Annotated in this window: 14 protein-coding genes; 8 read left to right on the top strand and 6 right to left on the bottom strand. The window is 64.8% G+C overall.

The window, feature by feature from the left end:
- The first annotated feature begins 11 nt into the window (after positions 1-11).
- Positions 12-3,059, top strand: coding sequence for a hypothetical protein (locus tag IPQ13_13520; protein ID MBL0211910.1), 3,048 nt, complete (start codon positions 12-14; stop codon positions 3,057-3,059).
- A 78-nt stretch (positions 3,060-3,137) separates the two neighbouring features.
- Here the strand turns inward: IPQ13_13520 and IPQ13_13515 are convergent, their stop codons facing one another.
- The 6 genes from IPQ13_13515 to IPQ13_13490 all read right to left on the bottom strand — a co-directional run bounded on the left by IPQ13_13515 (position 3,138) and on the right by IPQ13_13490 (position 10,573).
- The gene (locus IPQ13_13515) at positions 3,138-4,754 is read right to left on the bottom strand and encodes a peptidyl-prolyl cis-trans isomerase (GenBank protein ID MBL0211909.1); all 1,617 of its coding nucleotides are present in this window, start codon (positions 4,752-4,754) and stop codon (positions 3,138-3,140) included.
- Between the two features lie 123 nt (positions 4,755-4,877).
- Positions 4,878-5,624, bottom strand: coding sequence for a hypothetical protein (locus IPQ13_13510; protein MBL0211908.1), 747 nt, complete (start codon positions 5,622-5,624; stop codon positions 4,878-4,880).
- A gap of 38 nt (positions 5,625-5,662) precedes the next feature.
- The gene (locus IPQ13_13505) at positions 5,663-6,889 is read right to left on the bottom strand and encodes a hypothetical protein (GenBank protein MBL0211907.1); all 1,227 of its coding nucleotides are present in this window, start codon (positions 6,887-6,889) and stop codon (positions 5,663-5,665) included.
- Positions 6,890-6,897: 8 nt separating this feature from the next.
- The gene (locus IPQ13_13500) at positions 6,898-8,655 is read right to left on the bottom strand and encodes a hypothetical protein (protein MBL0211906.1); all 1,758 of its coding nucleotides are present in this window, start codon (positions 8,653-8,655) and stop codon (positions 6,898-6,900) included.
- A 176-nt stretch (positions 8,656-8,831) separates the two neighbouring features.
- The gene (locus IPQ13_13495) at positions 8,832-9,446 is read right to left on the bottom strand and encodes a cytochrome C (GenBank protein ID MBL0211905.1); all 615 of its coding nucleotides are present in this window, start codon (positions 9,444-9,446) and stop codon (positions 8,832-8,834) included.
- 56 nt (positions 9,447-9,502) lie between these two features.
- A complete protein-coding gene (locus IPQ13_13490) occupies positions 9,503-10,573 on the bottom strand; it encodes a hypothetical protein (protein MBL0211904.1) in 1,071 nt (356 codons plus the stop codon).
- Positions 10,574-11,032: 459 nt separating this feature from the next.
- Between IPQ13_13490 and IPQ13_13485 the strand changes: the two genes are divergently transcribed.
- The 7 genes from IPQ13_13485 (at position 11,033) to ccsA (ending at position 19,935) form a co-directional block, all read left to right on the top strand.
- Positions 11,033-11,713, top strand: a complete 681-nt coding sequence (locus IPQ13_13485) for a response regulator transcription factor (GenBank protein MBL0211903.1) — start codon at positions 11,033-11,035, stop codon at positions 11,711-11,713.
- Positions 11,710-13,119: a HAMP domain-containing protein gene (locus IPQ13_13480; GenBank protein ID MBL0211902.1), complete on the top strand. Its 1,410-nt coding sequence runs from the start codon at positions 11,710-11,712 to the stop codon at positions 13,117-13,119. Before IPQ13_13485 ends, IPQ13_13480 begins: the two co-directional genes overlap by 4 nt.
- 346 nt (positions 13,120-13,465) lie before the next feature.
- Positions 13,466-14,875 carry an NHL repeat-containing protein gene (locus IPQ13_13475; protein MBL0211901.1) on the top strand — a complete coding sequence of 470 codons (1,410 nt, stop codon included), beginning with the start codon at positions 13,466-13,468 and terminating at the stop codon, positions 14,873-14,875.
- Entirely contained in the window at positions 14,872-17,301 is a 2,430-nt protein-coding gene (locus tag IPQ13_13470; protein ID MBL0211900.1) for a hypothetical protein, read from the top strand. Before IPQ13_13475 ends, IPQ13_13470 begins: the two co-directional genes overlap by 4 nt.
- Positions 17,295-18,575, top strand: coding sequence for a cytochrome c biogenesis protein ResB (locus IPQ13_13465; protein ID MBL0211899.1), 1,281 nt, complete (start codon positions 17,295-17,297; stop codon positions 18,573-18,575). The genes IPQ13_13470 and IPQ13_13465 overlap by 7 nt, the downstream gene beginning before the upstream one ends.
- Complete coding sequence (locus IPQ13_13460) at positions 18,572-19,111, top strand: hypothetical protein (protein MBL0211898.1); 540 nt, start codon at positions 18,572-18,574, stop codon at positions 19,109-19,111. The genes IPQ13_13465 and IPQ13_13460 overlap by 4 nt, the downstream gene beginning before the upstream one ends.
- The gene (ccsA, locus tag IPQ13_13455; protein MBL0211897.1) at positions 19,108-19,935 is read left to right on the top strand and encodes a cytochrome c biogenesis protein CcsA; all 828 of its coding nucleotides are present in this window, start codon (positions 19,108-19,110) and stop codon (positions 19,933-19,935) included. Before IPQ13_13460 ends, ccsA begins: the two co-directional genes overlap by 4 nt.
- Positions 19,936-19,944: the final 9 nt, after the last annotated feature.

Genomic DNA, 19,944 nt, shown 5'->3' with positions numbered 1-19,944 from the left:
CATGTGGGCCCATGAGATTCCGCCTCCGACAACCGATCCGCCCAGCCATGTTGTTGGCCCTGTTTTTCGCGGGCGCTTTCGGTGCCTCCGCGCTGGGCGCCGCGGACAAGAAATGCGCAGCCTGCCATGCCGCCGCGGGAGCGCTACAGCAATCGCCCACGGCCCACGAGCCCTTGCGGAAAGGGCGTTGCCAGTGGTGCCACAAGGCCCACGGAACCGCCAACACCAACATCCTCCACGCCGGGGGCGGCCGGGCGCTGTGCGTCATCTGCCACAAGGCGGCAGGACCCGTTGAAGGCGAAAGGGAGAGCCATCGCTTTCCGGCCGGCGGGGAGTGCGGGGCCTGCCATGCCCCCCACGACAGCGGCCGGAAGCACCTGCTGCGCCAGGAGCCCCAGCAGCTCTGCCTGTCCTGCCACGCGCCCATCAAGGACCGCCTGGCCCTGGCCCACCCGCACGCGGCGGCCGTGGAATCCTGCCTCAACTGCCATGGCCCGCATCCTTCCGCCTCCGACCACCTGCTGAAGTCCAAGCCCGCCGAGCTCTGCGTGGCCTGCCACGAGGCGTCTCCGCTGGCGGCCTCCCACGCGGGCATGGCGCTGGAACCTGCGTCCTGCGTTTCCTGCCACAATCCCCACGGCTCGAAGGGCAAGGGGATGCTCAGGGACGTGGAGCACAGTCCCTTCCAGGGCAATGCTTGTTCGAACTGCCACACCCCCGCGGTGAACGGGAAGGCTGGCCTCAGCGACCAGCCCCCGGCCCTGTGCACCACCTGCCACGACTCGACGCCAGGCAAAGGCCATGTGCACGAGCCTGCCAAGGAAGGCCAATGCCTCAGTTGCCACACGCCCCATGCTTCGGACACCAAGGGGCTGCTGGTGGCGCCCGTTCAAAACCTCTGCGGCACCTGCCATGAGAATGCCGGCGGCGCTTCCGTCCATCCCCCTTTCCAGGCCGGCGCCTGCCTGGATTGCCACAGGCCCCACGATTCCACGAACCCGAAGCTGCTGGCGCTGCCCGCCGAGAAGCTCTGCCTCTCCTGCCACGAAGGCCTGCTGGACGGGAAGACCCGCCATGCTCCCGCCTCCCGGGGCGACTGCATGGCCTGCCACGAAGCCCACGCGGGCAAGGCCGCTCCTGTCCTGAAGCAGGAGGCCTCGACCCTCTGCCAGAGCTGCCACGCCAAGACCGCCCAGGGGGCCGTGCCCCACCCCCCGGTGAAGGAGGGGAAATGCGCGGCCTGCCACACGCCCCATTCCTCGGCCGAACCCGCCCTGCTCAAGGCCAGCCAAGCCCTGGTCTGCGCCGGGTGCCACAAGAGCATCGTCGAGAAAAAAGTCCTCCACGCACCCATCCAGAAGGGGCAGTGCAGCGCCTGCCACGCGCCCCACGGCTCGGACAACCCGAAGCTCCTCAAGGAAGGCACCGAGACCCTGTGCCTGAACTGCCACAAGGGCCTGGGCGCCGGGGGCGCGGTCCACCGGCCCGCGGCGGGCAAGGGAGCTTGCCTGGCCTGCCACGACCCCCACGGCAGCGACCTGCCCAAACTGCTGAAAAAGACCCAGCCGGATCTCTGCTACGGCTGCCACGAACGCAAGGACAGCTTCCAGAAGGTGCATGCTCCGGTGGAATCCGGCGAATGCAGCGCCTGCCACGATCCCCATGCGGGCAAAGGCCCCGCGCTGCTGAGCGCCCCCTCCATCAAGGAGGCCTGCGCCGCCTGCCACGACCTGGCCGACAAGGAGCTGGAGAAAAAACATCAGGGCGCCACGCTGTCCAAGGCCGACTGTGCGGGATGCCACGAGCCCCACAGTTCCACGAAGAAAGCGCTGATCCTCGAGGGGGCCCACCCGCCCTTCACGGAAGGCTGCGACGCCTGCCACGCGGCCCCGGATGCCAAGGGCGGAATCGTCCTGACCGAGAATCCCCCGGCCCTCTGCATCACTTGCCACGATTCCCTGAAGGCTCCCGAGGGAAGCGTGCAGCACGATCCATTCAAGAGCGGGGAATGCTTCGCATGCCATCGTCCGCATGCGTCCAGGAACGAAAAACTCCTCAATCTGCCGAAGAGCGAGGTCTGCCTGGCCTGCCACGAGGCCCCGGCCGCGCCCAAGGGTGGATGGATCCACAAACCCTTCCAGGAGAATGGTTGCAGGCAATGCCACGCCCCGCATTATTCCGGAAACAAAGCGCTTCTGGCCAAGCCCGGCGGCGCCTTGTGCCTGACCTGCCACCCGGCCATCGCAGCGGCCGTGCAAGCCAAGCATCCCCACGCTCCCGCCGCGGCGGGAGAGTGCCTGTCCTGCCACGAGCACCATGCCGGGAAGCTCCCCAAAGGATTGTTGAGTCCGCCCCAGGAGCTGTGCGTCACCTGCCACGATGTGAAAGATCTCCAGGCTCCCCACAAGGGCTATCCCGTCAGCGCCGGGCAGTGCATCACCTGCCACGACCCCCACGGCTCGAACCATGGCGGAATGCTCAAGCAGACGGCGCACCAGCCAGTGGCGGCGGGGGCATGCAGCACCTGCCACGCGCCGTCCGGGCCTGCCGCCCCGAAGCCCTTCGGCCTCAACACACCCGCGCCTGGCCTATGTTTCACGTGCCACAAGAATGTGGCCGCTGCCGCGCAGATGGCCCATCCCCATCCGCCGGTCGCCAAGGGCCAGTGCATGGCCTGCCACGCTCCCCATGCCTCGGACCGGGCAGCGTTGCTGGCGGCGAATCCCAAGGACCTCTGCCTTAAATGCCATGAGGGACTCAGGACCGAAGCGGAGCGCGCCGTCTCGAAGCACAAGCCGGTCATGGAAGGGCAGTGCCCCGTCTGCCACACCTCCCATGGCGGCGCGGAAAAAGGCTTCCCCCGGGGCGAGATCTACAGCCTTTGCCTGGGATGCCACAAGGACAAGTCCGCGAACCACCCCCTGGCCAACCACCCCTCGGGAGGGATCGTCAACAAGTACTCAGGAACCCAATTGAACTGCCTCTCCTGCCACAACCCGCATTTTTCGGACAAGCCCAGCCTGAAAAAAATATCGGGTTGCGCGGACTGCCATAAATAGGCTGCCGGCTGGCGAATCCGTGGAGCCTTGATACTTAGTAGCGTTTTACGGTTCAGTAAAGGCTCACCCTCAAAGAGATCAGGGGGCCTTCTGGATCACCGCGTTCTTGGCGTGCTCCTGGACCTTGATTTCCTTGCGCGCATCGGAATCCAGGTAGGCATCCACCAGCGCGGCGCCGCGCTCTTTCAGGTAGTCCGACTGGACCGCTTCGCGGCATTCCTGGAAGGGCAGGACCTCTCCGGGCTTGCGCCCCAGCAACCGGAAGAGCATGAACCCATCCGGCCCCGGAACGGGACCGATGAGGGTGCCCTCGGGGCTCTGGAGCATGGCCCGGACCGCGTCCTTGGGAAGCAGTTTCAGCAGGCTCGCGACTTCCAGCCAGCCCGCATCCCATTGGCCCGTGGCGGTCTTGTTGGCGTACTTGTCGAATAAGCGGTTCCAGGGGGTTCCACCCTGGGCTTCCTTCACCGCCCGGTCGATGGTTTCGGACTGGTCCGCCACCAAAAGATGCAGCTTCACGGCTCCAATGCCTCTAAAACGCTCTTTATTTGCGGCGTAGTGGGAATTCAATTCGGCCTCGGGCACCTTGAAGCCGCCCAGGTAGTTTTTCGAGAACGCGGCATAGGCGACCCTCCGCTGCCCCATCCAGATGGCGGCTTTGACCTCCGGCCGACGCTCGATTCCCTGCTTCTCGGCGGCGGCGGACAGCCGGTAATCATCGGCCAGGATCTCCATGAACTGGCCCTTGGTTTCGGGGCCCAGGCCGTGGGAAGCCCCGGACATCTTCATATTTTCCGAGATGAAGAGCTTCAGTTCCCGCAAGGAGATGATTTTGTCCGTAACGCGCCCGGCCTGCCGATTCTCGTCCCCGGGCGCGATGGCCGTCGTGCGGTCGAGGTCCAATACGGCCTTGTCCGCGGTGAGCGGATATTCCGTCCGCAAAGCCTTCAGGGCCTCGGGGCGCCGCTGGGCCTCGAGGGATTGCTGCATCCCGGCCATCAGGCTTGCCTTGGACCTCTCGAATTCGGCGGGATCGGCGGGGCGCACCTCATGCACCCGGGCGACGTGCCATCCGAATTCGCTCTGAAAGGGTCCGCACAACGAGCCTGGCTTCGCAGCGAACACGGCGGCGGCAAACGGAGCCACCATCTGTTCCCGCTTGATCCAGCCCAGGTCCCCCTTGTTCTGTTTGGCGGATGGGTCCTTCGACACCGCTGAAGCCACCGCCTCGAAGGTTTCGCCGGCGGCCACCCGCTGCAAAGCGGCCTGCGCCTCCGCCTGGGAAGTGCACAGGAGGTGGGAAACCCGGCGGGATTCGCCGGAAGCCATGAAGGCTTCCTTGGCCTGGGATTCGGAGAAATTGCCGTGGCCCGGTTGGGCGGCAAGGTAGGCCTGCGCCAGGGCCGTGCGGCGCGTGATCTGCACGTAATCCTGCAGCTCCGTGCCTTTGAGGAATCCTCTCTTCTCGGTGAGCTGGAAAGCCAGCTCCTGCCTGACCAGGCCCGCCAGGCTGCCACCCGGATTCTCCTTCAGGTAGGCCGCCCATTCGGGCTGGCCGATCCAGATCGCTCCCACGCGCGCGACCGGAGCTTTGGGACGGTCGCAGGCCACACCGCCCAGCAGCACCAGGGCCGCGACGGGAACCAGGCCGGGAATCGCCCGGGAGTGCCGGAGCTGAACAACAATCGGTCGCATTAGGATCTCCTCAACAAGCTTGCCTTCATTCCGCCGCCTCGAGGGCCGCGCGCGGGCAGAATCAGATTTTGAATCCGCAAATCCCTTCCCCGGCCGCTTCAGCGGATGGGCCCGGGAACCGGGTCACTTGACGTGGCAGGTCAGGCAAAGACCGCTGCCCGCATTGCTCTTGCGAAGGAAGGGCGGGATCGAAGGATCATGCACCCGATGGCAGCTCGCGCACTCGACCTTTCCATTGTACAGGGGCGCATCGCTCCACCCCCGCTGGGCATCCGGGGGAGGACGGAACCGGCTCCCCAGGCCCGTCGGGTAGCTCACCGCGATCGGGTGGTCGTTCGTGAGGTCGGGGCCGAGTTTCATGGTGGCCTTGAGCGGCCCCATGCCGCCATCCGAGTGGCAGCTCGCGCAATTCGGATATTCCCCGCGCTCATTGAGGCCTTGGCCATTGATCACTTCATGCTTGTCGTCGAACGAAAAGCCGTAGGCGGTGGCCAGCGTGTGGGTCCCATCGTGGCAGCCCAGGCAAAGCACCGAAACCGTGAGGGCCGGGTTCCCGGGGCTGCCCACCATGGTGGAGCTGGTATAGGTGGCATAGGTCTTGGTCCGGTCGATGGCGCGGTTCCACAGTGGCGCGTTGATGTCGCTCAGCGTGTTGTTGGCATGGTGGGGCGTGTGGCAGTACATGCACACCTGGCCGGAGATCGCAGGATCCCCGCCCCACCAGGAGCCATCGGAAGACAGATCATGCTTGGAGCCGCGGATGCCCTGGGCTTGCGCCGTTCCGGCCGCCATGAGCGCCAGGCCGACCAGGGCGAGGCGGAGGAGGCCGCTCGCGGCTGTTCTAAGGAATCTGGAGGGGAGAGGGTGCATGCGTTCTCCTTGCTTGAGGGTTGAATGGCGGATTGGGTTCAATACCGGGTCTGGACGTGGTCATAGCCATGGCAAGTCAGGGTGCAGGTCCCTTGCCGGGGGCCGGTGCGCCTGAATTCCACGGCCCCCACGGAGGAAGGTCCTACAACCGCGCGATCGAATTCGACCAGGGCGGGCGAAGTGAGGCTGCCGTGGGGCTCATGGCAGGTTGCGCAAGGGGTCGGCTCCCCGAATCCGGGAAGGTAGCCCGCCGTCCCCGTTCTCCAGGGATCCCGCCCGAGCTGGAAAAGGCTCGAACTGCGAGTCGCGGGCCGCGGGAACGAACCATCCCTTTTACGCAGCCGGGACGGGAGGCCGACGAACCCGGTGATGTGCTCGTTGTGCAAGAGGAAGGACTGGTTGGCCTGGATGGAAGTCTTGGAGTGGCAGGTGAAACATAGATCGTTCGACCGCTGGGCCATGCCGACCACGTCCTTCTCCCGTCCATAGGAAGCCTTCAGCAGGGAAGGAAAAGGCGACGCATGGGGACCCCGCATGCTGGTGGTGTCCGGGTTGTCGTGGCAGGACGTGCAGTCGAGCTTGCCCCGGAAGGCCGTCTCCCGGAGGCTCGGCAGATCCAGACGGTCCGCGGCGGAGGCCCCGATGCTGTGGCGGGAGGTTGCGCCGGGGCTGAAGCGGCGGCCCAGGTCCCCTTCGGATCTGGAGTTCGGCGCGGCCTGCGGGCCCGCGTGGCAGCCGAAACAGACCTGGGCGAAGGAGGCCGGCTTGGAACCCATCAACTGGCCCCGCGAATCGAAAGCCACCGGCCGCACCATTCCGGCATCCCGGCCATGCACATCGTGGCATCCGGAGCAGTCATCCTGCAGCAACACGCGGCCCCCGGCGGTCTCCACCTGCCGTCGATAGGCGACCGACCTGCGCCGGGCGCGGACTTTCAGATGGCTGGAAACCTCGACGCCGAGGGTGGAAAGCTTGGGCGCCCGGTCCGCCGAGGGCATGGCCGGTTCGCCCTGGTGGCAGGACAGGCACAAGGCCTCGGCGCTGAAGCTTCGCAAACCCACCTGGCTCTGGGGGAGTTGGTGGGGGCGATGGCAGGACTTGGTGCAGTCCTGATGGGCGGCGGAGGCCCCCGCCCGGGCCTCCTTGGAGGAAGGCAGGGTTCCCTGGGGGAACAGGGGCGGGAAAGCGAGCAGGGCCATGGCCAGCAGCGTCCACCGGGTCCATTTGGACCCCAGCAGGGAAGCGTCGAACCTCATGTCCGCCATGGGCCGCCTCACCAAAGCGCCACGGTATCGAACAACCGGCGCAGCGTGACCATCACCCGGCGCGTGTGGAGGCCGCCCTCCTGCCGGCCTTCGTCGTAGGTGACCCGGAAACTGATGAGGCGGTAATCCAGGTCCACGTGCGCTGACAGCGCCTGGGCGTTGGGTCCGAAGCCCGGATCCAGCCGCGTCCAGAGCAGGCCCATGGGCACCTTCCAGAAGCGCAGATTCAGGCTGGCGGCCTCGAAGCGGGTGGAGCCTGAGGCCTGGCCATGGAGGAAGACCGGATCCGGCTGGAGATCACCGCCCGCGCCACCCACCTGCTCATTTTTCGTCAGGCCGATGGTGGCTGTCAGTGAAACCCGGTCCAGGGAATAGCTGGCATTGCCCGTGAAGGTGCTGTTCTTGGTCTTGACCCCGGGCAGGCTGAAGCCGTCGTCCCGCCGCCAGTCCCCCAACACCAGCATCCGGAAATTGGCTCCCGCCGACAGGTTTCCCGAAACCCGGGCCCAGTCCTGGACGCCGCTTCCGCCCCGTTCCGTGGTGCGCCCAAGATCCATCGAGAAGTCGAGCCTGCCCTGCTGCCTCATGCGCCGCTGCACAAGCTGATCGGCCAGCTCGCCAGGCAGGTAGCCGGGAGGGTAGACCTCGTTGCGCCAGCGGTCGAATCCCCAGTCGCTGACCAGGAAGAGGCTGTGGCGGATCTGATCGGGCAATTCCCCGCCCCGGATCAGGCCTAGCTGGAAACTGTTGGAGCTCTTGGCTCCCGAAGCGGCGAGCAGGCTTCCGCTGGCGGAGGTGGCTGCGACGCTGCCGATCGCGTTCCACCCCGAGCCGAGGGACGTGTTGACCGTGGCGATGAAGGAACCGTTCTGGGCATCGCGCCCCAGACTGTCGTGGATCCGGCTGAAGGCAGCCGTTCCAGCCAGCACCCATTTCCCATGCTTCCAGGCCAGGGACTGCCCCGCCGAGCCTGAGTTGGATCGGTAATCCCCATTGAGCGTCCCGCGATACCCCAGGGTGGTCAGGTTCGTCCACGGGCCAGAAAAGCCCTGGAGGGTGGCATCGCCATCCAACCAGCGGTTGTTCTGGAAGCTTTCCACGCTCTCGCTGGTGCGGAAGCGCCATGTAGGCGAAAAGGTGGTTTCGGTCCGCAGGATCGCGTGGGTGTTGTGCCAGGCCGGAAGGTAGCTGGTCGCATCGAAGTTCTGCCGCAGCGCCTGCAGGTTGACCTCGGTGGATCCGAACCGCTGGTTCCCATGGAGGTCCAGGGTGCTCCAGGTTTCCCGCCGGGAGTCCTGCTGCAGGGTGGATTTCCGGAAGGACAGGTCCACATCCTTCACGTATCGTCCCCGGTATCCGACGCCCACCCCGAAAATCTCCCCCCGGAAAGGCTGCACGCCGAGCAGGCCTGGAGTCCGGGTGCGGGTGAAATCCAGCCTCACCTTGAAGGGCTGGTAGGGAAACAGGTTCAGCCGCGCTCCGGCGGAACTGATGCCGACGGACGACTCCGCACGGTAGGTCTCGTCGTGGGCGGTCATCCGGTCATAGGACAGCGCCCCGCTGAGGGCCAGGGCTCCCAATCGGTACGTGAAGACCGGCAGGCCCACCGTGAAGTCATAGGTCGCCTGGGATGTGCTGCTGTTGGTCTGGTTGACCTGCCATTGCTGGAAGCGCCATTCGAAATTCTGGGCGAGCAGCACCGGTTCCTGGGCGACCAGGAGAAGGGGGCTGAGGGCCAAGGCGGCCAGGGTCCGAAAACGGATCATATGGGGAGGTCTAGCAACCAATCAAAAAAAGGGAGAAGCTGTTGGTCCTCTCCCATCCTTGCGCCGCCTGATCCGGCGCCCAAGGATTTGGCCCGGGAAACGGGAGGGCTCACAACAAACCCGGGGCCGCGTAGAAGTTCCTGCGCGGCCCCGGAAGAATCTGGACTACGCCCAGGCTACTTGATGTGGCAAGCGACGCAGAGCGCGGATGCGGTGTTGGCCATGCGCAGGAAGGGCGTGAAGGTCGGGGTGTGCACCCGGTGGCAGGAAGCGCACTCGACATTGCCGCCGTACAGCTTCGGGCCGACCAGGGAGGCGACCGCCACAAACTTGGTGCCTGTGGTGGGATAGACGACGCCCACGGGATGGTCATTGCTCAGGTCGGTGCCCACGTAGTTGACGTTGGCCGGAAGCAGGATGCCGGTGGCGTCGTAGCCGGGCAGCGCGGCTGTCCAGGTCGGGTTGCCCCGGCCGCCGTTGTTGATGATGCTGCCCACGGCCACGGTGCCGTCATGGCAGGAAAGGCAGGCCACGCTCATGGTGCCGGGCTGGCCGGCCGTGACGCCCGCGGTGTTGGTGTAGGTGGTGTAGGTGGTCGCGGTGGAGGCCGAGTGGTTCCACAACGGGCCGGCGATGCTGGCCGTCGCCTGGTGGGGCGTGTGGCAGAAGATGCAGACCTGGCCATCCACATTGCCGTACTTGGTGGACAGATCGTGCTTGGAGCCGACGATGCCCTGGGCCGAAAGGGCCATGGGGGCCAGGACTAGCAGGGTGCGAAGCAGCAGCTTCATGGGTTTCTCCTTTGGAGAGGGTTGGAGGGATGAAAAAAGGTGTGGGGAGTGAGAATTCAGCCTTTGGGGGGCGTTGGGACGTCGGCCGCGGGCAGGGGAAGGTACTGGAATTTCTGGATGCGGCCGTTCAGCTGGTCGGCCACGAGGATGACGCCGTCCTTGGAGATCGCGATGCTGGTGGGCGACTGGAACTGCCCCTTGCGGGTGCCGCCCTGGCCCACGAAGGTGAGAATCTGGCCATCCAGCCGGAAGATCTGGAAATTGGAGAAGGCGCCGTCGACCACGTACAGCTGGCCGTCGGAATCCACCGCGAGGCCCTTGGGGCGAGCGAATTGGCCGGACATGTCCCCGGCTTTACCGAAAGTGCTCAGGAAGCGTCCGTTGAAATCGAAGAGCTGGATGCGGAAATTGCCGCTGTCCGCCACCGCGAAGCCCTTGCCGGGGATGATGCAGCAGTAGGTGGGGAAATTGAATTGTCCTGGCTTGTCGCCGCGCTGGCCGATTTTCTTGACGATCTTGAAGGCGCGGTTGAGCAGCCAGACGCTGTGGTCGCCTCCGTTCACCATGACCACCAGGTCCCGGCTCTCATCCACCGCCACGCCCACCGGTCGCTTGATTCCATCCGTCGCGCCGAGGGCGGCGAGCTGCTGGCCTGCCTTGTCGAAGGCGACCAGGGCATTGGTGTTGGAATCCGTGGCGTAGACCACCTTGGAGTCCACCGCCAGGCCCGAAGGCGTAGGAAGCGTACGGTTGGACACCGACGAGAAAAGCCACATGCGCTTGGCTTTGACATCCAGGCCGATGATGCCCTGGCCGAAGTCGCCCACGAACATGGTGCCTTGTTCATCGATGGCCACGGACATGGGCCGCTTGATCCAGAGCACCTGTTCACTGCGCCCCGCAAGCCGGTCCACGAAGCTGCGCTTCTTCTTGGCGCCGATGTCGAATTCATTGCGGTATTCAGCCAGCCACTTGATGCGCGGAGCGGCCGGGGGCGGGGGCCAGACCAGGGATTCGGCCTGGCCTTGGGTCGGGGCGGTTCCACCCTTCTGCCCATGCAAGGCAGGAGAAGCGCAGGCCAGCCATGCCAGGGCGGCTGCGGTCATGATCGGGCGGAACTTGGACACTGCGATTAACCCTCGGTATTGATCCTTGAAACGGATCCGGCCGGTCGGAATTGATCTGGGCCTGATCCCTGCCGGATCTACCCGGCACAGTTCAACTTGAGCCCCGAACCTTAAAATCCGATTAAGTGGAATCACCTAGTTGAGTGACTTCGATCACGTCTGGGTCCTGCGCAGTTTTTTCAATCAACGTTTTTGGAAGGCTTGCCACCGGCAGGGATTGCCCCGGGATGCGAATTTTCGCCAAGCGAGGTTGAACGGCTACCGGACGCTGGCCACTGCATGGCCAGGACCAAGTGTGGGCTGGGCTTTTGGGTTGCGGGTTCCCGTCCGGACGGGCCATCGGCACCTCGGGGATCTCCACCTCCAGATTCCAGGAAGCGGGCATCCGTACCGATATGATTTCAGTGCACCCTCAACCAGCCATTTGGATGGTCAACCCGCCGGACCTCGAAGGACCCCATGAAAATCCTCATTGTCGAAGACGAGGCCAAACTCGCACAGGTCCTGCTCAAAGGGCTCAAGGAAAATGGCTACATCGCCGAGTGGGCCGAGGACGGCGAGCTGGGGCTGAACATGGCCCGGGAAGGCAACTACGCCGCCATCATCCTCGATGTCATGCTGCCGAAGAAGGATGGTTTCGAAGTCCTGTGCGAGTTGCGCAAATCCGGAAGCAGCCTTCCGGTCATGATGCTCACCTCGCGGAGCAGCGTGGATGACCGCGTCCGAGGGCTGGACCTGGGCGCCGACGATTACCTCCCCAAGCCCTTCGCGTTCAAGGAGCTGCTGGCAAGGCTGCGGGCGGTCACCCGCCGTCCCGCGGTGGAATTGCGGACCACCTTGAAGGTGGCGGATCTCGAATTGGATCTCCAGACGCGGGAAGTCCGGAGGGCCGGCCAGGTGATCAGCCTGACCGCCAAGGAGCTCGTGCTCCTCGAATACTTGATGAGCAGGAAGGGCCTCGCGCTCACCCGCGCCATGATCCTGGAAAACGTATGGGCCTCGGACGACGCCTATGACGGGGGTTCCAACCTGGTGGAGGTCTACATCAATTTCCTCCGCAAGAAGATCGACCAGGGGCGGTCCGTCAAGCTGATCCAGACGCTCCGGGGCGTGGGCTACACGATGCAGGAGCAGCCATGATGCGGTTCCGCCGCACCCTCCGGTACAAGCTCACGATGTGGTACTGCATCGCGATGACCCTCGGCCTCTGCATCATCGGATCCCTGGTCTTCGTGCTGGTCCGGTACCACATGGTGCGGCACTACGACGACCACCTCAGGGCCCGTGGAGCTTCCATCCTGGCCGTCCTGGCCGATGATGAAATCGGAAGCTCCCTCACGCCCCGGCAGGAGGAGCAGCTCCGGCACATGGGCAGGGTGATCATCACTGAACGGTTCGGTGGCCGCGAACGGGTCATCCACCGTTCGCGTAGATTGCCTGAAGGCAATCTGGACTCCTGGATCATGCCCCCGTCGAAGGAGGTGATGACCGCTCCCGAATTCCAGATCCGCAAGGAGGGGAGGATCTACTGGCGCGTCCTGCTGGTGCCTTTTGACAAGAGGATCGGGGAGCAGGGCGTCATCCGGGTTTTCGAAAACATGGGCGATGTCCAGGCGATGCTCCGGCGCTTGATGCTTGATTTCACGAGCCTGGCTTTGCTCGGCGTCCTGGCCTCCTTCGCCGGCGCGTATTGGATCGTCGGACGGGCCCTGACACCGATCATTCGCATCATCGAAAAAGCCAGAGAGATTGAAGCCAGCAGCCTCGATCAACGCATCCCCGACCGGGGGCTCGAGGGCGAGACGGGGATGCTGGCGGAAACGCTCAACAGGATGTTCGCGCGTCTGGAAACTTCCTTCGATGCCATGAAACGCTTCACGGCGGACGCATCGCACGAACTCCGCAACCCCCTGGCGACCGTCCGCAACACCATCGACGTGACCCTGGAACAGGAGCGGACCTCGGAAGAGTACGAAGCCGCCATGAAAAGCATGGGGGAGGAAGTCGACCGCATCCGCACGATCGTGGAAGATCTCCTGTTCCTGGCGAGGGCCGATGCCAACCGGGTGGTGATGAAGCTGGCCCCGGTCGGGTTGGACCACATCCTGGAGGCCCAGATCGAAGCCCATCAGTTCCAGGCCCAGGAGCGGAACATCCACCTTGAAGTCCTGGGGCTCGTCCCGGATGAAATCCTGGGGGATGACCGCTGGCTGCACCAGGTGGTCGGCAACCTGCTGGACAACGCTCTGAAATACACGCCCATTGGCGGTACCGTGTCGGCGGACCTCAGCCGGCAAAACGGAATGGTGCGGTTCTCGGTCCTCGACACGGGTCCTGGCATCCCGGAGCCAGACCTGACCCGCATCTTCGAGCGGTTCTTCCGCTCCGACCTCTCCAGGTCCCGCACCAATGTCCCGGGGGTCGGACTGGGCCTCGCGATCGCAGCATGGGTCGTCAAGGAGCACGGGGGGAGCATTGCCGCCGCCAACCGCCCTGGAGGCGGAGCCATCATCACCGCGGACTTCCCCAAAATTGAAACGGCCTAGCCGAGGTCCCATCCCCTTGGATTCCCCGTGAATGCCTTGGCAGCCTACCTCTGCACGAATGGCGCTGTTGGCTTGTTCCTGCTGCGGCGCGAGTAGAAAAAACCAATCGAAATCCAAGTAGTGATCAACATCACACGCCCGAAAGGCGTTCCTTAATCTGGTTTTAAGGTTGAGGACTCAGTTTGGTTAGCGCCGGGTCTGCTTGAACGGCTTCCCGAATCGACCTTTATGAAGCACCTGATCCGTTTCATCGATCGACGTGAGAGGGCATGGATCGATCAAGGTCCACCCAACCATGGCAACCGCCACCCAAAAGTTGCGGCCCAGCCAAACCAGGAGGATGCGAATGCGGACGATGGGTAGGTTCGCGCGGCTGCTGAGGGCAGGCATCGCGCTGTCTTTGTTGTCCGCCGGGCCATCCCCCCTTGGGGCACGCGGCGAGGCCGGACCCGCCGGCCCCATCTCGGCCCTCCCTGCTCCGCAGGTGACGCCCCTGCGCGCCTACCGCGAGGGGTTGATGGCGCCCTCCCGGATCGCGACGGATGCCGCCGGGCGCGTCTACATCACCGATCACACCCTGGGCAAAGTCATCGTCCGCGATGAACAGGGACGGCTGGTTTCCATGAAAAGCGGGCTGAAGCATCCCCTCGGGATCGCCGTGGACAGCGCCGGCCGCATCTATGTCGGCGAAGAGGGCACCGGAAGCGTGTCCGTGTTCCTTCCCGATTGGACCCTCGTGGACCGGCTCGGCCAGGGCGCCGGCGAGTTCCTGATGCCCAACCACATCACGATCCCCGCCAGTTCCCCACTCGCGGGGATGATCCTGGTAAGCGACAGCCGCGCGGATCTCATCAAGGTCTACTCGGCCGGCGGATCCGCCGTGCGCCAATTTGGGGGGTCCGGGGCTTCGAACGGCCAGCTCAATTTCCCCTCCGGCCTCTACGTGAGCGGCAGCGGCGAAATTTTCGTGGCGGACCAGAACAACAACCGGATCCAGGTCTTTTCAGCCGATGGGCTGTTTTTACGAACCTTCGGACGCAGCACCATGATGGGGCTGGGGCCCTTCAGCCGGACCCAAGGCCTCGCCGGAGATTCCCTGGGCCGGATCTTTGTGGCTGACGCCTTCCAAGGCACCGTCAAGGTGATCGACGCCCTGGGAAACGCCATCTCGACCATCGGGCGTTTTGGCGAAGGCCTGGGTGAATTGAAAGCGCCTGTGAGTCTCTCCATCGATCGCAACAACCGGCTTTTTGTGGTGTCACCGGGCAATACGCGCGTGGAGATCTTCGGGCTCGACACGTTCAGCGATCCAAAATCCCTTCCGGCAGACATCAAGCTCCTCCCCGCCACCTTCGACCGCATCGGGGTCCGGGCCACTCCAGTGGGCACCGGGAGCCTCGAGCCGAATAAAGTGGTGGGCCTGCTGAAAGTGTCCGGCCAAGCGCCGGGAATGATCCTTCCAGAGTCGGTTTCCGCGAATGGGATCGCCGCAAGGCGGTTCAAGGGCGCCGAGGTCGGCGACTTCGATGGGGATGGGATTCCCGAGCTGCGCGTCCAATTCGACAGGAAAAGCCTCGTGGCGACCCTCCCCGACGGGAAAGGCACCGTGATCGTGAAGGGGCTGCTTGCGGATGGCCGGAGCTTCGAAGGTCTCGTTCCGGTCTACGTGACGCAGGGGGGCAGTGGGAATACTGTCCCGGCGGGCGCGCTGCTTGCTGATGGATCTGGTTTAGAGCCACGAGGAGGTTCGCAATGATCCGTCTGCGAAATATGCTCCTGGCCATCGGCCTCGGGATTCTTCCCTGCACCGCGCTGCTGGCTTCGGATCCTCCCCACGACACGAGCAGGACCGTCGAATGCAAATCCTGCCACACGCTCCATGCCTCCCCAGGGGCGACGCTCACCGCCGTCGCGGGCAATGCGAATCTATGCATGAGCTGCCATGTGCCCGGCGGGACGGCCAGCGCGAAACCCTTCGGGCCGCTCGACCAGGCCGACGCAGCCCCCGGACTCCCCGCGGGAACCGCGGCATCGGGCAACTCCCACCGATGGGACGCCGGGCCGGCGGGACGGGCCGTGAAAGGCACCCCGAACACTTCGACGGGAACCGTGATGCCCTTGGGAGCCTTCACCGGGGCCTATGCCAAGACCTACACCCTCACGATCACCACCGCCGGAAACGTGGGCGGGGCACAGTTCTCCTGGACCGCAACCTCGCCGGGCGGGGGATCGGGCACTGGCCTGACCACCGGCCCCAGCGTCCTGCTGGACCAGGGCGTATCCGTGAAATTCGCCGATGGCACCGGGACCTCTTTTCTGCTCGGCGACAAGTGGAACATCATTGTGCGCGCCGCGGTGCGCGCCCCGGCGGACCCGACTCTGGCCAGCCGCCTGGAAAACGGCCAGATGATGTGCTCCACCTGCCATGACCAGCACATCCAGGCCAACATGCCCTTCGATCCCGCGGCGCGGACCGGGGGGCTCAAACATTTCCAGCGGGTGGCGAACGACGCGGACCAGATGTGCGTGGACTGCCACATCGCCCATGACCAGACCTCCTCCACCGGAGGTTCCCATCCCGTGGGCGTCGTGGTTCCAGTGGGGAATTACAAGGCGCCGACCACAGTCCCCCTGGACGCCACCAACAAAGTGAGGTGCCAGTCCTGCCACAAGGTCCACTACGCGCCCGTCTCGAATGGGACCCTCCAGCGGGTCGCAAGCCAGCCCGTGCTATGCGCCGACTGCCACACCAATTCGGACCTGGCCAACGGAATCCATTACAGCGCCACCCAGGGCGTTCTCTGGCCCGGCGATGACCGGCACACGCCGGCCAGCGCCTATCCGGCCATCACCGACACCGCCAAGCGCGGCGCCTGCTCCAACTGCCACTCCCCCCATGGATGGCCCGATGCGGCCAACACGGCGACCAAGTACCCCAAGCTCCTGGTGGCTGCGAACGACAACAACTTCTGCTTCGTCTGCCACGACGGAACGCCCACCAAGGATGTGCTGGCGCCCATCACAAAAGCCATCGGACACAGCACCGATCCCACGAAACAGGTGGCTGGGCGGGCGGTGAGCTGCATCGATTGCCACAACATGCACAAGGCAGGGCTCGCCCATACCTACGCCACCACGGCCACCGCCACCAGGAACGCCATCGGCACCGGGGCCTTGCAGGGTGTCACCGGAGTGACCGTGACCTTCGGGGCTGCCAACTGGACTGCCGCCACCTTCGGGACGCCAGCCACCGCTTCAAAGGAATACCAGATCTGCATGAAGTGCCACACCAGCACCTCCTTCGGCGCCAATCCTCCCGCCGGAAGGAGCGTCATCTACAGCACGGGCACGGCCAATTTCACCGCCGGTGGAACCACCGTGGCGGCGGGGAGCACGGCCCCGGGCTGGCCTGTTTCATCCGCCAGCAATACCGCCCTGGTGGGGGCCTGGATCCGGAAAAATTCCGACGCCACCACCGCCTGGTATCGGATCACCGCCTCCACTGCCACCAGCCTCACCATCACGCCTGCCTATGCGGGCGCCACCCAGACTAACCAGGCCTACCAGATCGCCCAGGAAACCGATGTGTCCCTGGAATTCAATCCGGCAAATGCCTCCTTCCACCCCGTCGCCGCCGGCCTCAATTCCGGCACGGGCAACGGGACCCCAAAGGCCCTCACCACCGCCCAGATGAAGGCGCCCTGGAACTCCAGCGCCAACATCGGCACCCAGACCATGATGTGCAGCGACTGCCACAACACGGATTCGGCTTCTCCGGCCGCCCAGGGTCCCCATGGGTCCGCGACCCAATTCATGCTGCGCGGGCCGCAGACGCTCTGGCCGCCCACGGGGAATTTCAACGGCGCCACGCTTTACAACACCACCTTCTGCTCCAATTGCCACACCTATACAAGCAACAATAGGGCCCACGCAAAACACACGGGCCGCACCGTGACCTGCTACAACTGCCATATACTGGTGCCCCACGGCGGCAAGCTGGCCCGGCTCATAGGAGACGGTGACAGCACGACCTTCCCGGCGCGCTATGCCTATCAGAACAAGAAGACCAACATGTGGGTCACTGGATTCACCAAAGCCGCCCCAGGCAGCTACTCGGAAACCGATTGCGGGGCGTCCTGCGCCACCGGGAAACATCTTCTGACCAACGGCGCGGATTGGTAACCTCCCACCTGAAACGCTTCTTCCGCGCCCCGGCGACCATCATCGGGGAGATCCTCTTCATCGCGCTACTCGGCGGCCTGGGCGCTGCCCTGCCCCAGCGGGGTGTGGCCACTGCCGCGGAACTAGCCCATCTCCGGGATCACGGCGCCTTCGTCACGGCCCTGGTGGACAGGCTCACCTTGGACCACGTTTTCACCAGCCCGGCCTTCCTGGCCGCACTGGGTTTGGCCACCGTGTCCTTGTCCATCGTGGTGGTGGAGCAGATCCGCCGCCTGCGCGCCCAATGGAATCTAGTTCCCACCGAGGCCCACTTCCGGAACGCGCCCTTCCGCCGCGAATTCACACGGCCCGCTCAAGGGGCTTCTAAATCTGTGGCCATCCGCTCACGGGGCCGCCTGGGCCTGGCGGGATCGCCCCTGTTCCACACCGGTCTGCTCTGTGTGATTTTCGCTGGCGGCCTGCGGGCCATGTTCGGCACGGAGGCGGTGGTGGACCTCTATGAAGGCGAGACCTTGCCGGCCACCGTGGAGGCCTGGGGCGCCCAATGGCCCGGGCTGCTGGGAAAGCCCTTCCGCCTGTACGACCCCCTGACCTTGAAAGCAGTCTACGAAGACCACTATCCTTCCGGCGAAGTGAAGGGTCTCGGCCTGAGCCTGGCCTTCCATGGGCCTGAGGGCACTCAAGTGCGCGAGATGGCCGTGAATCAGGAATTGCGGATGCGCCATGGCCGTCTCTACATGGACGCCAAGCGCGGGCCAGCCGCACTGGTGGAATGGGAAATCCCAGGTGCGACACCAATCCGGACAGCCGCCCTCATGGAACAAAAGGAATCCCAAGCGTACGGAACCTATGTCCAAGGCCCGCGGAACCTGAAGGCCCGTCTCCGGGCAGTGATGCCTACCGGAGGCCAGCGGCCAGACTCGATCGAGGTTCGCGTGCTGGACGGGGGATCCACCTTGATGGAGGTGGTGCTCAAACCCGGGGAAACCCTAGCCATCACCGGTGGTGGCCTATTGCGGCTGCACGGCCTGCCTGCCTGGGCACGGCTCCACGGCAACTACGACCCGGCCCTGCAATTGCTATATGTGGGCTTCGCCCTGGCCTTGGCGGGCGCCACTCTCACCTATGGGGTGGTGAAAGTGGACGAACTGGTGTCGGTGGCTCCCGAGGATGGCCAGGAGCGGGTGGTGGTGGCCATGCGCCCCCATCGGTTCCCACCACTTTTCCAGGACCGCTTCGAGCGCCTGGTGCGGCGCCATGGAGGACAGCCATGACCGCCCGACGCCTTTTCCCCATCGCCCTGCTCTCAGTAGCACTGGCCTGTTCCCAGGTTTCCACGCGCGAAGCCAAGGCTCTGGTGATCCGATACAACTCCGTGGTGTGCGAAGCCTATCGGAAGGGTGACATCAAAATCATCGATTCCGTGGTGGGTCCGGATGCTCCCGATGGCAGGCGCCTGACTGGGCTCATCGGCGTCCGTATGGACATGGGCTTGACGCTCGACGCCAACCTGGAATCGCTGGAGCTGGTCGGCGTGGACCAGGCCAAGGAGGTCCTCACCATCCGCACCAGGGAGACCTGGAGGTACCGGGATCTGAAGTCGGGCACCCAGCAGCAGGTGGGCGAAGCCTCGGTGGACCGGTATGAGATGCTCTACCACTTCAGGAAACACGAGGGGGCCTGGCTGGTGGAGGAAACCCGCTTCACGTCGCCGCCCCAGGTCGGCCGGAAAGAAACGCCCTGGTCCATGGATGCGCGGGATGCGCACGCCATGGCGCCACCTCCCCCGGCCGAAGGAAAGAAACCATGAATCCATTCCTGTTCCAATCCATCCTCCACTGGTCAGCGGTTGGCCTCTACATCCTGGCCACCGTCTTTTGCGCCCATGCGCTGCTTTGGGACCATCCCCGGCGGACCCGCTGGGGATGGTGGCTCGCTGTGGCCGGCCTGGCGCCCCATTCGGCCGCGCTCATAGCGCGCTGGGTGGAGGTTGGCCATGGACCTTACATGCTGAAGTACGAGGTGCTCTCTTCCAATGCCTGGATCGCCGTCGCCATGCTGCTGATCGCCATCTGGCGCCGCCCATCCTGGGCCGGGCTGGCCCTGGTGGCCCTTCCGGGCGCGATCCTCATGGTCGGCCTGGGGCTGCTGACCAGCCCCGAAGCACGCAGCCTGCCGCCGACGCTCCGATCCATCTGGCTGGTGTTCCATGTGCTCTTCAACAAGCTGGCGGTGGGGGCGTTCCTGCTTTCCTTCGCGTCCGCCGTGATCCTGCTCCGGAAGCTGAAAGGCGCAGCCAGCCGCTGGCTGGATCGGTTCCCGGCCGCCGAGGTGCTCGATGCCTACACCGTCCGGTACGTGGGGTTCGGCTTCGTCTTCTGGTCCACCACCATCGTGATGGGGGCCATTTGGGCCAACCAATCCTGGGGCCGCTATTGGGGCTGGGATCCCATCGAGACCTGGTCCCTGGTGACCTGGCTCTGCTACGGGAGCCTGCTCCACCTGAGGGTGTTCTACCGCCTCGGCCCCAGGGCCACCGCGTGGATCACGGTCGCCTGTTTCACCGTGTCGATCCTGACCGTCTTCATCTTCCCGTTCCTGATCCCCTCCATGCATGCGGCCTACTTCCAATGAGCGGAAGCT

Source organism: Holophagaceae bacterium, assembly GCA_016720465.1.
In the GTDB taxonomy this organism is placed as follows: domain Bacteria; phylum Acidobacteriota; class Holophagae; order Holophagales; family Holophagaceae; genus JANXPB01.
This window is presented reverse-complemented; position numbering and strand designations above follow the sequence as displayed.

What these genes read in the sequence shown, in the direction of transcription:
- IPQ13_13495 (MBL0211905.1), bottom strand. Translation starts at nt 9,446, where the DNA reads ATGAAGCTGCTGCTTCGCACCCTGCTAGTCCTGGCCCCCATGGCCCTT.
- IPQ13_13485 (MBL0211903.1), top strand. Translation starts at nt 11,033, where the DNA reads ATGAAAATCCTCATTGTCGAAGACGAGGCCAAACTCGCACAGGTCCTG.
- IPQ13_13500 (MBL0211906.1), bottom strand. Translation starts at nt 8,655, where the DNA reads ATGATCCGTTTTCGGACCCTGGCCGCCTTGGCCCTCAGCCCCCTTCTC.
- IPQ13_13515 (MBL0211909.1), bottom strand. Translation starts at nt 4,754, where the DNA reads ATGCGACCGATTGTTGTTCAGCTCCGGCACTCCCGGGCGATTCCCGGC.
- IPQ13_13475 (MBL0211901.1), top strand. Translation starts at nt 13,466, where the DNA reads ATGCGGACGATGGGTAGGTTCGCGCGGCTGCTGAGGGCAGGCATCGCG.
- IPQ13_13480 (MBL0211902.1), top strand. Translation starts at nt 11,710, where the DNA reads ATGATGCGGTTCCGCCGCACCCTCCGGTACAAGCTCACGATGTGGTAC.
- IPQ13_13505 (MBL0211907.1), bottom strand. Translation starts at nt 6,889, where the DNA reads ATGGCGGACATGAGGTTCGACGCTTCCCTGCTGGGGTCCAAATGGACC.
- IPQ13_13460 (MBL0211898.1), top strand. Translation starts at nt 18,572, where the DNA reads ATGACCGCCCGACGCCTTTTCCCCATCGCCCTGCTCTCAGTAGCACTG.
- IPQ13_13520 (MBL0211910.1), top strand. Translation starts at nt 12, where the DNA reads ATGAGATTCCGCCTCCGACAACCGATCCGCCCAGCCATGTTGTTGGCC.
- ccsA (MBL0211897.1), top strand. Translation starts at nt 19,108, where the DNA reads ATGAATCCATTCCTGTTCCAATCCATCCTCCACTGGTCAGCGGTTGGC.
- IPQ13_13470 (MBL0211900.1), top strand. Translation starts at nt 14,872, where the DNA reads ATGATCCGTCTGCGAAATATGCTCCTGGCCATCGGCCTCGGGATTCTT.
- IPQ13_13510 (MBL0211908.1), bottom strand. Translation starts at nt 5,624, where the DNA reads ATGCACCCTCTCCCCTCCAGATTCCTTAGAACAGCCGCGAGCGGCCTC.